Origin of the sequence: Pseudomonas serboccidentalis (assembly GCF_028830055.1) — a bacterium.
GTDB lineage: Bacteria > Pseudomonadota > Gammaproteobacteria > Pseudomonadales > Pseudomonadaceae > Aquipseudomonas > Aquipseudomonas serboccidentalis.
Genome location: NZ_CP101655.1, coordinates 3,807,339 through 3,820,944 on the forward strand (window position 1 = coordinate 3,807,339; position 13,606 = coordinate 3,820,944).

Annotated in this window: 12 protein-coding genes; all 12 read left to right on the forward strand. The window is 62.8% G+C overall.

Annotated elements, in window-relative coordinates; genetic code table 11:
* Positions 1 to 17 precede the first annotated feature (17 nt).
* The 12 genes from NN484_RS17275 to NN484_RS17330 all read left to right on the forward strand — a co-directional run bounded on the left by NN484_RS17275 (position 18) and on the right by NN484_RS17330 (position 13,603).
* Entirely contained in the window at positions 18 to 764 is a 747-nt protein-coding gene (locus NN484_RS17275; protein WP_215502603.1) for a sugar transferase, read from the forward strand.
* Positions 764 to 1,411, forward strand: coding sequence for a CpsD/CapB family tyrosine-protein kinase (locus NN484_RS17280; protein WP_127651802.1), 648 nt, complete (start codon positions 764 to 766; stop codon positions 1,409 to 1,411). Before NN484_RS17275 ends, NN484_RS17280 begins: the two co-directional genes overlap by 1 nt.
* A 21-nt stretch (positions 1,412 to 1,432) precedes the next feature.
* Positions 1,433 to 2,458 (forward strand): polysaccharide biosynthesis/export family protein, encoded by a 1,026-nt coding sequence (locus NN484_RS17285; RefSeq protein WP_127651803.1) that lies wholly within the window; start codon positions 1,433 to 1,435, stop codon positions 2,456 to 2,458.
* Positions 2,459 to 2,475: 17 nt separating this feature from the next.
* Entirely contained in the window at positions 2,476 to 4,068 is a 1,593-nt protein-coding gene (locus tag NN484_RS17290) for a GumC family protein (RefSeq protein WP_127651804.1), read from the forward strand.
* A complete protein-coding gene (locus NN484_RS17295; protein ID WP_274657534.1) occupies positions 4,065 to 5,156 on the forward strand; it encodes a glycosyltransferase family 4 protein in 1,092 nt (363 codons plus the stop codon). Before NN484_RS17290 ends, NN484_RS17295 begins: the two co-directional genes overlap by 4 nt.
* On the forward strand, positions 5,153 to 6,520 hold the full coding sequence (locus NN484_RS17300) for an O-antigen ligase family protein (protein WP_127651806.1): 1,368 nt from the start codon (positions 5,153 to 5,155) through the stop codon (positions 6,518 to 6,520). Before NN484_RS17295 ends, NN484_RS17300 begins: the two co-directional genes overlap by 4 nt.
* On the forward strand, positions 6,517 to 7,485 hold the full coding sequence (locus NN484_RS17305; RefSeq protein WP_215502600.1) for a glycosyltransferase: 969 nt from the start codon (positions 6,517 to 6,519) through the stop codon (positions 7,483 to 7,485). Before NN484_RS17300 ends, NN484_RS17305 begins: the two co-directional genes overlap by 4 nt.
* Entirely contained in the window at positions 7,478 to 8,614 is a 1,137-nt protein-coding gene (locus NN484_RS17310; protein ID WP_127651808.1) for a glycosyltransferase, read from the forward strand. Before NN484_RS17305 ends, NN484_RS17310 begins: the two co-directional genes overlap by 8 nt.
* Positions 8,615 to 8,627: 13 nt before the next feature.
* On the forward strand, positions 8,628 to 9,629 hold the full coding sequence (locus NN484_RS17315) for a polysaccharide deacetylase family protein (RefSeq protein WP_274657535.1): 1,002 nt from the start codon (positions 8,628 to 8,630) through the stop codon (positions 9,627 to 9,629).
* Positions 9,626 to 10,930, forward strand: a complete 1,305-nt coding sequence (locus tag NN484_RS17320) for a lipopolysaccharide biosynthesis protein (RefSeq protein WP_127651810.1) — start codon at positions 9,626 to 9,628, stop codon at positions 10,928 to 10,930. The genes NN484_RS17315 and NN484_RS17320 overlap by 4 nt, the downstream gene beginning before the upstream one ends.
* Positions 10,927 to 12,846: a hypothetical protein gene (locus tag NN484_RS17325; protein ID WP_274657536.1), complete on the forward strand. Its 1,920-nt coding sequence runs from the start codon at positions 10,927 to 10,929 to the stop codon at positions 12,844 to 12,846. The genes NN484_RS17320 and NN484_RS17325 overlap by 4 nt, the downstream gene beginning before the upstream one ends.
* Positions 12,847 to 12,913: 67 nt before the next feature.
* Positions 12,914 to 13,603, forward strand: a complete 690-nt coding sequence (locus NN484_RS17330; protein ID WP_215502597.1) for a GNAT family N-acetyltransferase — start codon at positions 12,914 to 12,916, stop codon at positions 13,601 to 13,603.
* Positions 13,604 to 13,606: the final 3 nt, after the last annotated feature.

Sequence of the window (13,606 nt, forward strand, 5' to 3'; positions counted from 1 at the left end):
CATCAGCGGAGGACCCCATGACTGGACATGAGCAAGGTGTACCGATCAATCAAATGCGCCGCGACAAGCGCATGGACCCCGAGCACCGAATGCGCCTCGATACCGCCATCCACATGCAGGGCCGTGGCTGGTTGACCGGCCGCGACGGTGGCCGGCCCTGGACGCTGTCGCGCACCAACCGGGTGCTGGCCTGCTTCGGTGCGCTGCTGATTCTGGTGGTGTTTTCGCCGCTGCTGCTGGGGCTGGCGCTGGCCATCAAACTCACCAGTCCGGGACCGGTGATGTTCGTGCAGAAACGCACCGGTTATCGTGGGCGCAAGTTCGGCATGTACAAGTTCCGCACCATGGTGTGCAACGCCGAAGAACTGAAGGAATCGCTGCGCCACCTCAACAAGCACGGGGTCGACGCCATCGATTTCAAGATCGACAAGGACCCACGCATCACCGGGATCGGCGGTTTCCTGCGGCGCACCAGCCTCGACGAACTGCCCAACCTGATCAACGTGGTGACCGGTGACATGCGCCTGGTCGGGCCTCGTCCGACCTCGTTCAATGCCTACCGCTACAAGGACAATCACCTCGCCCGCCTGAGCATCTACCCCGGCATGACCGGCCTGTGGCAGATCTCCGGACGCAGCAACATCGACTTCGACCAGCGCGTTGAGTTGGACCTCAGCTATATCGCCGAGCAAAGCCTTTTGCTTGATCTGAAGATCCTGTTGAAAACCCCCTTCAAAGTATTCAGCGGCCACGGAGCAAGCTAATGGACGGTTCAACCAATAAAAGCCTGAGCATTGCCAACCCCAGCGAATCGAACCTGATCTCGACCGTGCTGGATCTGGATCTGCGGATCCTCTTTCTGACCGCCGCCAACCCCGGCGCCGGCACTACCACCAGTGCCCTGGCGCTGGCCAGCCAACTGGCGCAGATGAGCAGCGGCCAGGTGCTGCTGGTCGATGCCAGCCAGTCGGCGAGCAATCTCACGCAACAACTGAACCTCGGCAAGGAGCGCGGCCTGCGCGACCTGCTGTTCAACCCGGACAACCCGCCGCTGTTGCAGGACTGCGTGGTGCAGGTCTCGAGCCTGCCGTTCCATGTCCTGCCCAACGGCCGGCCGATCCGCACCCTGGAGCACCTGACCGCCGAACGCCTGAGCCCTCTGCTCGATCGGTTGGGCACCCAGTACCGCTTCGTGGTGATCGACGGTGACGCGGTGTATTCCGCGGCCGACACGCTGGTGCTCGCTACTCAGGTCGATGGCGTGGTGTTTGTCGTACGCGCCGAAGACACCCGCTGGGAAGTCGCCCAGGCCGCCGTGCAACGCCTGACCCAGGCCGGGGCGAAAGTGGTCGGCAGCGTGTTCAACCGGCGCAAGTACTACATGCCCAAATGGCTTTACAAAAACCTGTAAGCAAACGCGAAGGATGACGCCATGAACGCCAAGATACTTGTTCTGCTGATGCTGCCGCTTGCAGGCTGCTCCAGCACTTCCGAAACCCAGAACATGCCGGTGAATATTCTCACCGCCACGCCGGCCAACGCCCAGGCGACCGACATGCCCAAGGTCGAACAGACCCTGCGCCCGCAAGACGTGCTGGATGTGATCTTCCACATCAGCACCAGCGGCTCGGACGCCTACCGCGTGCAGTCGGGCGACCAGATCGGCCTGAACTTCACGGCGGCGAGCCAGCTCAACGGCAACCAGCTGGTGCTGCCCGACGGCACCATCAGCCTGCCGGGGGCCAACACCTCGGTGAAAATCGCCGGGCTCACCGGCGATGAAGCACGCGATGAAATCCAGCGGGCCTACCAGCGCAAGCAGCTGTTCCAGCCCAACCGCAATCAGCTGACCGTGCAGATCATCAGCCCGCTGACCAATGAGCAAAACCTCAAAAGCGCCCTCAATCACCCGGCCACCGGCATGAGCCGCGAGATCACCGTGGGCAACGACGGGTATGCAAGCTTCCCGGAAATCGGCGCCGTGCCGCTGCAAGGCATGACCATCAATCAACTGGAAACCTTCCTCAACCAGAAGTACGCACAGTTGCCGGGGCGGATGAGCGTCGATGTGATGCTCAAGTCCACCGCCGGCAACGAGATCTACGTGCTCGGCGAAGTCGGCCAGCCGGGTTCCTACCCGATCCGCCGTCCGGTGTCGGTGCTTGAAGCGCTGACCCTGGCCCGTGGCACCAACGTCAAGGCGCGTCTGGATTCGGTGGTGATCATGCGCCGCAACGGCAACCAGGTGCAGGCCGTGCACTACGACGTGGAAAAAGCCCTGGCGGGCGACGCGTCGCAGATCGCCTACCTGCAACCGGACGACATGCTGTTCGTGCCGAAAACCAAACTGGCGAGTGCCGGCGAACTGGCTCGACAACTGGCGGACGTGGTGCTGTTCCAGGGCGTGGGCTTCAGTTTCGGCTACCGCGTCGACAACAAAGGCAGTAACAACAACTGACTCTCAGGTGAACGATCATGAATCCAAAGGAAAACTACCTGCATGAGTTCTTCAGGATCTTCTTCGCCAACAAGCAATTGGTGAAACGGGTCTTCCTGATCTTTGCAGTCATCGCGTTGCTACTGCCGCTGGTGCTCAAACAGAGCTTCGATATCACCGCGCAGGTGATCGTGCAGTCGAAAAAACTCTCCCAGGGTGACGCCACCACGTCACTGACGGTCGATAACGCCACCTTCATTCCGCCTTCGCTGGCGGACATGGAAACCGAAAGCAATATCCTGCGGTCCCCGGCGCTGATCCGCCAGACCATCAGCGAGCTGCGCGACAAGGGCGAATACGACCCTCCAGTGGGCGTATTCGCCAAACTGGTGAGTGGGCCGTTCAAGCGCTACGTCTCCTCGCCGCTGCGCCAGTACGTGATCAATCCGCTGCGCAATATGTTCGGGCTGCAAACCGATCCGGTGCGTGACACCGTACTCGATGGCCTGACTCAAGACGCCATCGACAGCCTGAAGATCGAGACACTACCCGGCTCCAACGTGATCTCGATCATCTACAGCTTCCCGGATCCGCATCAGGGCACGACGTTTGTCGCCAGCCTGCTGCAGAACTATCTGGTCAGCCGTCAGGCGCTGCAATCGATCGACCTGCCACAGTCCTTCTACGAAACCAAGAAGCACTTGTATCAGGTGCGTCTCGATGGGCTGGAAGGCAATCGCCAGGCGTTGCTCGAAAGTGTTGCTTCGTCTGATCCGAAGGAGGAAATCACCTTCCGCCTGAACGCGATCAACACCGAGGAGCAAGCCCTGAACCTGTACCAGGATCGCCTGTTGCAGAGCCAGCGCTGGCTCGAATACCTGAAAACCGCGCTGACTGCCGCCAGCAGCAACAAGCTCAACGACTACACCTTCCCCTTCACCTTCACCACCACCGTCGATAACGTGGCGTTCGAGGATCGGGAAATCAAACAGCTGGGCGAACAACTGACCTCCCAGGTCAGCCGCTACATGAATGACCTGGCCGTGTTCCAGCCCGGCAGCGAGCCGATGCTGCTGACCCGCGAGCAGATTGCCCGCACCCGTCAGCAATTTCTCAAAGTGGTGAGCAACCGCATTCAGGAACGCACCACCGACCTGGCGGTGGTGCAACAGGTGATCGAGCAGAAAACCGCGCGCATCGCCGAGTTCAAGAACCGCATCCACACCTTGCAGCAAACCCAAAGCAAGCTGCGGCAGATGGACACGGAAATCGACGCGCTGCACACGGCGTTCTCGACCTACGCGCAACGCTTCGCCGAAAGCAGCACCGCCGGTTCGCTCAACGACGATCTGTCGAACGCCAAAGTCCTCAGCCCGCCGTTCGAACCGACCGAGCCGGCCTTCCCCAAACCGCTGCTGATCATTCCGTTCGGGCTGCTCACCGGTCTGCTGCTGGCCATCGCGCTGGTCTATGTACGTGAGTTCTTCGATCACCGTTTCAAACATCCTGCGCAAATCTCCCACGAACTGGGCCTGCCGGTGTTGCTGGTGATCAACGACGAGAACGTGCTGCCAAGCAATCCGCACAAGAACTGGACCGTGCCAAGCTTCGTGCACTGGGTGCGCAATTGAACACGCTGTCCACCCCGAACGCCGCGCTGCCGATCATTCATTTGCTCAGCAGCGGCGGCTTCTATGGGGCCGAGCGCATGTTGCTCGATCACTGTCTGGCGACACCGGGGCAGCACCAGGTGCTGTTTCTCGATGCACCGCCAGCGTTGATCGCGCGCTTTCGCGAGGCCGGGGTGGACTGCCGGGGTTGTGCCGGGCTGGGTGAACTGTTGCGCCACCTGCGTGCCCGGCGCAGCGAACAGCCGCTGATCAACACCCACAACTTCAAAGGGCTGTTGCTCGGCTGGGTCGGGGCGACGCTGTTGCGTTTGCCGCTGGTCATCACCCAGCACGGCTTCACCCCACGCAGCCGCAAGCAGAAGTTCTACACCTGGCTGAGTTTGCAGCTGTGCCGCACGGCGTCGGTGGATCGTGTGGTGTGCGTGGCCGAGAGCATCGCCTTACTGCATCGTCAGGCCAGTGTGCAGGCGGAAAAACTGCAGGTGATTCCCAACGGTCTACCGGCCGCCGCCGCGCTGGTGAGCAACGTGGATCGTCAGCGCTGGCTGGCTGGTTACGTCGGTCGCTTGAGCAGCGAGAAAGGCCCGGACCTGTTTCTCGATGCGCTGATTCCGCTGTGTCACCAGCACCCGCAACTGGATGCCGTGATGCTCGGCGACGGGCCGGAACGCGAAGCACTGCGAGCGCGAATCGACGCCGCCGGACTGTCGCAACGGATTCGCCTGCCCGGTTACCAGACCGCCATGCAACCGTGGTGGCAGCGACTGGATGCTCTGGTGATCAGCTCGCGCACCGAAGGCACGCCGATGATTTTGCTTGAAGCGATGCAGGCCGGTGTGCCGGTGGTGGCGTTCGCCGTCGGTGGTATTCCGGATGTGCTTGAGCATCGGCACAACGGTCTGCTGGCGACACCCGTCGACAGCGATGCCCTCGCCCGCCAGCTCGACAACCTGCTGAACGAGCCGAACCTGGCCCGGCAATTGTGCGACAACGCAAAGCGTACGCAACAGGATCGCTACGACCTCAAGGCCTTGGCCGAACGCTGGTCGCAGCTGTACATCCGCACGGCACGGGAGGCACGCGCATGATTTTCCCGCTCTCGATCGTCAGTCTGCTCGGCCTGGTGTGCATTGGTTTGCTCGCCAGCCCTTATCCGTTTCTGGCACCGGGCGCCGTCATTGGCCTGGTGGGTTTCTCGGTGCTGTATCGCAAGCCGGCCTGGGGCCTGCTGGGTATTGCCGCGCTGGTGCCGTTCGAAGGGTTCTTCAAGGACAGCTCTGTGTCCGGAAGCAAACTGATCGGCGCCTCGCTGGCGGTGATCCTGATGCTGCAACTGGCCCTGCACCAGATTCCAGGCGAGCGTCTGCGCAGCAATATCTGGCGGTTTCTGCTGTGGTTTCTGGTCCTGTATTTCCTCAGCCTGCTCAATACCGATGACCTGGGCATGTCGCTGGGGCACCTGCGCGAGCTGAGCGTGGGCCTGATCCTGTTTGTCATCACCCTGCTGATCGGTCGCGAACTGAACCTCGACCTGTTCGCCAGGCTGGTGACCCTGAGTGTCAGCACGACCTGCGCCATGGCGATGTTCTCGGCCAAATTCCAGGATCAGGGGCGCGCTGCGGGGCTGCTCGAAGACCCCAACGCCTTCGCCCTGCTGATCGCCTTCGCCATTCCGTTGGCGCTGTTGTTGGTGATTCGCGGTCCGAACCTGTTGCACCGCTTGTTCTGGGGCGTTTGCTGCGTGCTGCTGCTCGGCGGCATGACCAAGACCGAGTCGCGTTCCGGGCTGGTGGTGGTGGCCTTGAGTCTGTTGATCGGCTGCTGGCACTACCGTGCCCAACTCACCCGGATCCGTCCACGGCACCTGGGGTTTGCCATGCTGGGCGCGGCGATCGTGATTCCGCTGGCAATCTATGCCATGCCCGCCGGATACATCGCGCGCATTCAGTCGCTGAGTATTCTCAGCGCCGGCTCCAAAGCACAGGATGAATCCCTCGGCCGCCGCGCTTCGTACATCGTGGTCGGCGGGCAGATGATCCGCGAAAATCCGCTGCTCGGCTCCGGCCCCGGCACCTTCCCGCTGCACTACGCGACCACCGGTTACGCCAAGGCGTTTTCCGCCAACCGCAAGATCGGCGACCTGTACCGCCGAGCCCACAACACCTATCTGGAAATCTTCAGTGAGCTGGGAATTCCCGCCGGCCTGCTGTTCGTCGGCATGCTCGGCCTGGGCCTGTACAACCTGATTCGCGCACGCGCCGCCTGGATGCTGCGGCGCGACTGGCAGCAGGCGGACCTGATGACCCACCTGGGCGTGAGCTTCCTGTCGCTGACCCTGTTCTTGATGTTCCTCAGTGCACCGAACCAGAAGTACGTGTGGATCATGCTCGCGCTGACCAGCGTCCTGCGCCTCAAAGCCGAACAGGCCCCCCTGACCGAGGCCCGAGCATGAGCCGGATCAGCATCATCATCCCGATGTACAACGAGGCCCGGCACATCGGGCGCACGCTGCTGGCCGCGCAAAAGGCCGCGCATGCCGCCGATGTCGAGTGCGAGTTGATTGTGGTCGACAACGGCTCCAGCGACGACGGCCCGCACATCGCCCGCCAGTTTGGTGCGCAGGTGCTGGTGCTGCCGGGCTTGATGATCGGCGCCCTGCGCAATCGCGGCGCCCTGCTGGCGACCGGTGAATGGATCGCGTTCATCGATGCCGACGTTGAGATGCCTGAAGACTGGCTCAAGCCGTTGTTCGAGCTGCAAGCCAGTGGTCAGGCCGATGTGTTCGGTCTCGATCTGCACACCCCCGCCGCCGCGCCGTGGTACGCCGCCGCCTGGCAACGGCGCACGCTGCGGCCGGCGAGTCAGACGTCGCACACGGTGGACTGGCTGCCCAGTTGCAACCTGCTGATGCGTCGGCACTGGTTCGACAAGGTCGGCGGCTTCAACGAACACCTGCGCACCGGCGAAGACAAGGAGTTCACCCTGCGCCTGCACGAACACGGCGCGCGGCTGCTGTCGGTGAACAGCCGTGTGGCCCTGCATTGGGGCTACGAAATGAACTGGCGCGAGTGGATGGGCAAGGAAATGTGGCGTCAGGGCAGTCATCTGCAACTGCTGCGCACGCATGGTTTGAGCCTGCGCCTGCTGCGCTTTCCGATGCTGTCGATTGGCGTGTGGATCCTGGATTTCCTGACCCTCTCCGCCCTGTTCGACGGCTTTCCGCAGCACGCCGCGATCATGGTGCTGCTGACCCTGCTGCCCGGACTGGTCCTGAGCATTCGCCAGAGTGCGCGCCATCACAACCTCGCGCTGACCCTGCAACTGTGGGTCCTGCACTGGTTGCGTCTGCATCTTGCCGGCGCCGCCTTCATTCTCAGTCTGTGTCATTGGACCGCCAGGAGGCCTGCCCGTGGCTGAATTCATTTTCTGGCTGTGCCTGCTGCTGCCGGCGTACGCCTATCTGGGCTATCCACTGCTGCTGAGCCTGCTGGCGCCACTGTTTCCGGCCTGGCGCCATACCCCGGCACCGCCGCTGAACATCAGCATCGTGATCGCCGCACACAACGAGGCGCGGCACATCGAGCACAAGTTGCGCACGCTGCTGGCGCAGGACTATCAACCGGCCACGTTGCAGATCATTCTCGCCAGCGACGGCTCCACCGACGACACCGTGGCCTGCGCACGCAAGATAGTTGACCCGCGCATCACCGTGCTCGATCTGCCGCGTCAGGGCAAAGCGGCGACACTGAATGCCGGCGTGGCGTTGACCCGCGGCGATATCCTGGTGTTCACCGACGCCGATAACCAATGGTCGCGGGAAACCCTCGGTTACCTGCTGGCGCCACTGAACGATCCCACCGTCGGCGCCTGTGCCGGGCACATGGTGATTCCGGTGACCGGTGGCGGTTTGAGCATCGGCGACAGTCTGTACCGGCATTACGAGGGCTGGCTGCGCCGGGTCGAGAACCGTACCGGTTGCATGGTCTCGGCCGACGGCGCGCTGCTCGCCCTGCGCCGCGAGCTGTTCCAGAACGTGCCGGCGGAGGTCAATGACGATTTCTTTCTCAGTACCTGCGCCCCCGTCGCATTCAAACGCATTGTGTACGTGCCCGAGGCGCAAGTGATCGACCACGGTGTGGACGAGGCGGACAAACAGTTTCGCCGTCGTCAGCGCGTGACCGTCGGTGGCCTGCAAAGCCTCGCCCAGCGCAGTGAGCTGCTCAACCCGCTCAAACATGGCCTGTATTCGCTTGCGCTGATCAGCCACAAGCTGATCCGCCGTCTGGCGCCGATCCTCCTGCTGCCGTTGCTGCTGAGCAGCTTCTGGCTGTGGGACGACCATGGTTTCTATCGACTGGCGCTGATCGCACAACTGTTCGGCTACACCATGGCGATCGCCGGACTGCTCGACTCACAACACCGATTACCCAAACCGTTTCGTCTGGCGGCCTTCCTGCTGGTGACGCTGGCCGGCATGAGCATCGGCCTGTGGCAGTTCCTGCGCGGCCACCGTTACGCCCAGTGGAACCCTGAACAAAACCGCTGAAAGGACCAAAGCCATGGCGATCAAACAATTAATAAAACGCACCAGTGGCTGGCTTTACCTCAACTCCCCCGTGGGACGAAATCAGTTGCAGGGCGCCGGAGTGATCCTGATGTTGCACCGGGTGCTGGCCAACGACCGCGCCGCCGACCTGCCGCACCGCAATGAACTGTGCGTCGGGCCCAAGGCCTTCGAACACCTGCTGGTGTGGCTGCGCCGGCACTTCGATTGCGTGCCGCTGATGGACATCCTCGCGCCGAATTCACTGCGCAGCGAACGCCCGCGGGTGACGCTGACCTTCGACGACGGCTGGCGCGACAACGCGGTCAACGCCTTCCCCTTGCTGCAAAAATATCAGGTGCCGGCGAGCATCTTTCTCTCCACCGATTTCATCGGCAGCCGCCAGCGCTTCTGGTGGGAAAGCCTTGGCGAAACCCTGTGGGGCAGCCACGGTGAAAAGGCCCGCATGCACTTGATCGAGTGCCTGCACTCCATCGGGCATCCGCTGCCGGTGCTGGTCGATGACATCGACGTCGACCGGCGCAGCCTGTCACTGCAGCATTACCTGCAAAGTCTGAAGACCGTCGAACCGCAGATGCTCGAACGCCTGACCGACGAATGTCCGTCGGAGTCATTGCCGCAAGCGCTGGACTGGCATCAGGTGCGGGCGCTGGAAGCTTCCGGTCTGGTGCGTTTCGGCCCGCACGGCGCCAGCCACGCGATCCTCACCGAACTGGACGATCTGCGCCTGAACGAAGAAATCAGCCGCAGCCGTGAAGCCTTGAACAATGGCTGCAACCGGCCGCTGTCGGTGTACTGCTACCCCAACGGCAACAACGACGAACGCGTGCGCAAGCAAATGGCCGCGCACGACTACCCGTTCGCCCTGGGCACCGGCACCGGTATCTATCGCGGCGAAGGCGATCCGCTGAACCTGCCACGTTTCGGCGTCAGTCAGCGCACCGCGCGTAATCCGGAGCTGTTGTCGTGGCGCATCTTTCGCGGAGCACGGCCATGAGCCGCAGCCGCTACCTCAAGCACCTGGCGCTGAGCATGGGCACCAAACTGGCGATGATCGCCCTGCGCCTGCTGCGCAATGTGCTGCTGGCGCGAATCCTCGGGCCCAGTGAGCGCGGACTGTTCGCCCTGCTCAGCACCCTGCCGGACTTGATCAGCGCGGCCACCAGCGGCGGGCTGAACTCGGCCGTCGGTTATCAGGCCGCCAAACAGCGGCCAATGGGCCTGCTGCTGAGCCAGGTGCTGGTGTTCGGTTGTTTGCTCGCCGCTCTGCTGACCCTGCTGGTGGTAGCGCTGGTGCGCGAATTCGGTGGCGAGCTGGATGTGACCATGCAACTGGGGCTGCTGGCCTGGCTGTTGCTGCTGGCGGTGCCGCTGACCGTGCTCAAAAGCGGCCTGCTGACCCTGCACAATGCGTCCGGCGGCGTGGTCGCGTTCAACGCCTTGCGCCTGATCGAATCGCTGGCCCCGCTGCTGCTGTTTCTCGCGCTGTTCTGGATGTGGAAAAGCGCGGCTCTGGAAGCGGCGCTGATCAGTTGGCTGGCTGGAATCAGCCTGGTGGTGCTGGCCGGTTGGGTCTGGCTCAGACGCGCACAACCACTGCAGTTGCAGTGGGACCGCGCCAGCCAGAACGAACTGCTGCGCTACAGCGCCCGCAGCCATCCGGATCTGCTGTTCCAACAAGTGATTCTGCGCTCGGATTACCTGTTCATCGGCGCCCTGCTCGGCAGCACCGCGCTGGGTCATTACGCGATGGCCAGCGCCGCCGCCGAACTGCTGCTGATCGTCCCGGAAGCGGTGACCACGCCGCTGATGAAACGCCTGCTGCAACAGGACGAAGGCATGGACAAAGTCACCCCGCTGGCCTTGCGTCTGACCGCCACGGTGATGCTCGGCGCGTGCCTGTGCATGGCGGTGATCGGCAACTGGCTGATCGTCACCCTGTTCGGCGCCGCTTACCAACCGGCGTATCCGGCACTGCTGGCGTTGCTGCCGGGGCTGCTCGGCCTGTGCTATGCGAGCATCCTGCGTCTGGACCTGCTGGGCAAAAACCGCCCCGGCACGGTGTCGCTGCTGATGGGCCTCGGCGCCTTGCTCAATCTGGCACTGAACCTGGTGCTGATTCCGGCCTACGGCATCGTCGGCGCGGCCGCCGCATCGTCGATTGCCTATCTGGCGGTGACGGTCGCGATGCTGGTGTTGTACTGCCGTTTGAGCGGTGTGCCGTTCTGGCAAACCCTGATCATCTTGCCCAGCGACGTCGCGCCGATGTGGCAGATGTTGCACCGGAAGGCCGTATGAAAAGCCTGGTCCTGCTGCTCGGTCTCGGCCTGTCGCTGAACGCCTTTGCCGCGTCGATGCGCTGGGGCGAGATCCGCGACGGCAGCCTGTATCTGCAAACCGATCGACCGGACACTGTGACCGTGCGCTGGACGCCGGCCTGGCAAGCCGACGCCAACGAAGAGCACCTGTACCTGCTCGACGGCCAGGGCAAATTGCAAGGCGAACGGTTGATCAAGGCCAGCGAAACCCGTGGCACCCAGAGCTGGCCGTTGCTGCCGGGCGCCGCCAGTTATCGCCTGGAAATCCCCGGCTACAGCTTCCGTAACTACCGAGTGGAACACGATGACCACACCGTGGCACTGTTCGAACCGGCCAAAGTGCATTTCAGCGTCCAGACGCAGAATGGCGACGAGCTGTATTTCAAGGTCGCGCCGGGGGAACACGCGGTGCTGGCCGGCAAGTTTCATGGCGGAGTCAGCGCGCTATCGGCGCAACGGGTTGGCGATGACCAGCCACTGACACTGGCACTCAAACCCTACCGCGCCTATTGGCAGTTCGATCAAGTGGCGTTGCCGGTCAGCGCGCGCGAACAGATCTGGCGCCTGCGTCTGCAAGGCAGCGGCAAAGCGGCGTTCTGGCTCGACGGCACGGCCAATCGGTTTGCGCAGAATCCGCAGCAGCTGCAAACCCTGCGCGAGGACCCCGGCCAGACCCGTTTGACCCTGCACGACAAAATCCTCGGCCGCACACCGGATCTGGGTATCGCCTTGCCCTACGTGCTGCCGCCCGTCGCCAGCCATGCCGCGCTGGATGCGCTGAAACCGACGGCGGCCAGTTACTACACCTTTGTCGATGTCACGGCGAAGAACCCGCATTTCGAAGACGCGTTCCGCGAGGTTTATCAGGATCGCTTCGGCATCAAACAGGACATCACCCTGCTTGCCGGCAGTCAGCGCCAGGCTGATTTGCGCGCCGACGTGCAAAGCAATAATGGCCTCGACGCCTGGCTCGCCGGCACTCGGGCATTGGGCGGTAAAGGCACGCACTACATCGGGTTTGCCGACGAGCCGAACCTCAACTATTCGAGCTTCGAGCAATACCGGGCGATTTTCGCCAACATGGCCCGGCAGGTGCGCAGCGATCCGGCGAACGCCAAAGCCGGGGTGCGCATCGCCATGCCGGCCAGCTCACGACTGGTCAACGGACCGTTCGCCGACAACGCGGCGAACAAGCGCGGCATCGATTGGGCGCGGCGCTTGCTGAGCGAATCCGCCGATCAGGTCGATGCGCTGGCGTGGCACGAATGGATGATCCGCGACCTGCTCGCCACCCGCGTCTACCGCGACAGCGTGCGCCGCGCAGCCGAACTGGTGGGCCTCGACGCCCACGGCCAACCGCGCAAAGCCTTGCTGCTGGATCAGACCAATCTGTCCAGCGGCTCCAGCCTCAGCCCCTACGATCAGGAAACCCACTACGCCTCGCTGTGGTGGGCCTCGGTGGTGATCAACGCTTCGCAGGACGGTTTGCTGAGCATGCTCAACTGGTTTCAGGCCGCCGACGAGCCGCAGTACCCCAAGGGCATGTTGCGGGTGTTGGGCGATGATCGCTTCGAGCTGAAACCGGTGGGGCTGGCCCAGCAGTTCATCGCGCAGCACTGGCTGCATCAGGTGTTGTGGCTGGAGAACGATGCGTTTGAAGTCGATGTGCTGGCAATGGCCGGTAACGGCCGGCGTGGCCTGCTCGGCGTGAACAAGGGCACACGTCTGCAGCGTGTCGAACTGGACGGCGCCAAGTGCCCGCTGAACCAGGGGGCATTGCGTTATTTCGGCGCGGACAACCGCAGCCGCGACGCGCCGTTTGCGTGCCAGGACGGGCGCGTGCGTTTCGAGCTGCCAGGGCAGACCTTGTTTGCTCTCGGTTGGAGCGCCTCATGACTCGTTTATTCATGTTCTACCGCGCTGGTCGCTGGCCGCGCGATGCATGTCACCAGGAGCAAAGACCATGAGCATTGTGCAAAAAATCAGTCAACACATTAAGCAAAAAGGCTTGCGCACCACCCTCGGCAAGGCCTGGAAGCACTACGTGCTTTCCCATCAGGAACTGCTGTGGATGGAACGCGACCTGGTCAGTCCAGTACCGCCGCATAGCCTCAGGCCCTATCCACCCGTGCGGTCGGTGAGGATCACTGCCGACAATGCCAGCGCTTTCGCCCGCTATTTCGGCGACCGCGTCGCAACCATGGCCGAGCTGGCCAATGAAGGCCACACCGGGCTCATGTATCTGGACGATCAGGGCGATGCCATAGGGTTCATTTGGGGCAGCAAGCGCGACTATTTCGACCGGCATTACTACGGGTGCCTGTTCCCGGTGAAACCTGGCGAATTCTTCGAATTCGGCGGCGAGCTGACGCGTCCCTTCTGGGGCACCGAACTGTCGGTAGACGTGCAACTGGAACTGTGGAAAGCCATGGCTGACCAGGGCTGCGACAAGGTGGTGGACGTCTGCGAGTTCCACAACATCCCGGCGCTCAAACTGCACCTGCGCATGGGTTACACCGAGCAAGGCCGGATCATGAACATCTACACCCTGTTCGGTCGCTGGCGCTTCTACCGCGAAACCCGCTACAGCGGCTCGCGGCTCGATGCGCTACGCAAACCATCCCGTCCATCTGTCCCAGCAACGGCGGCCTGACCC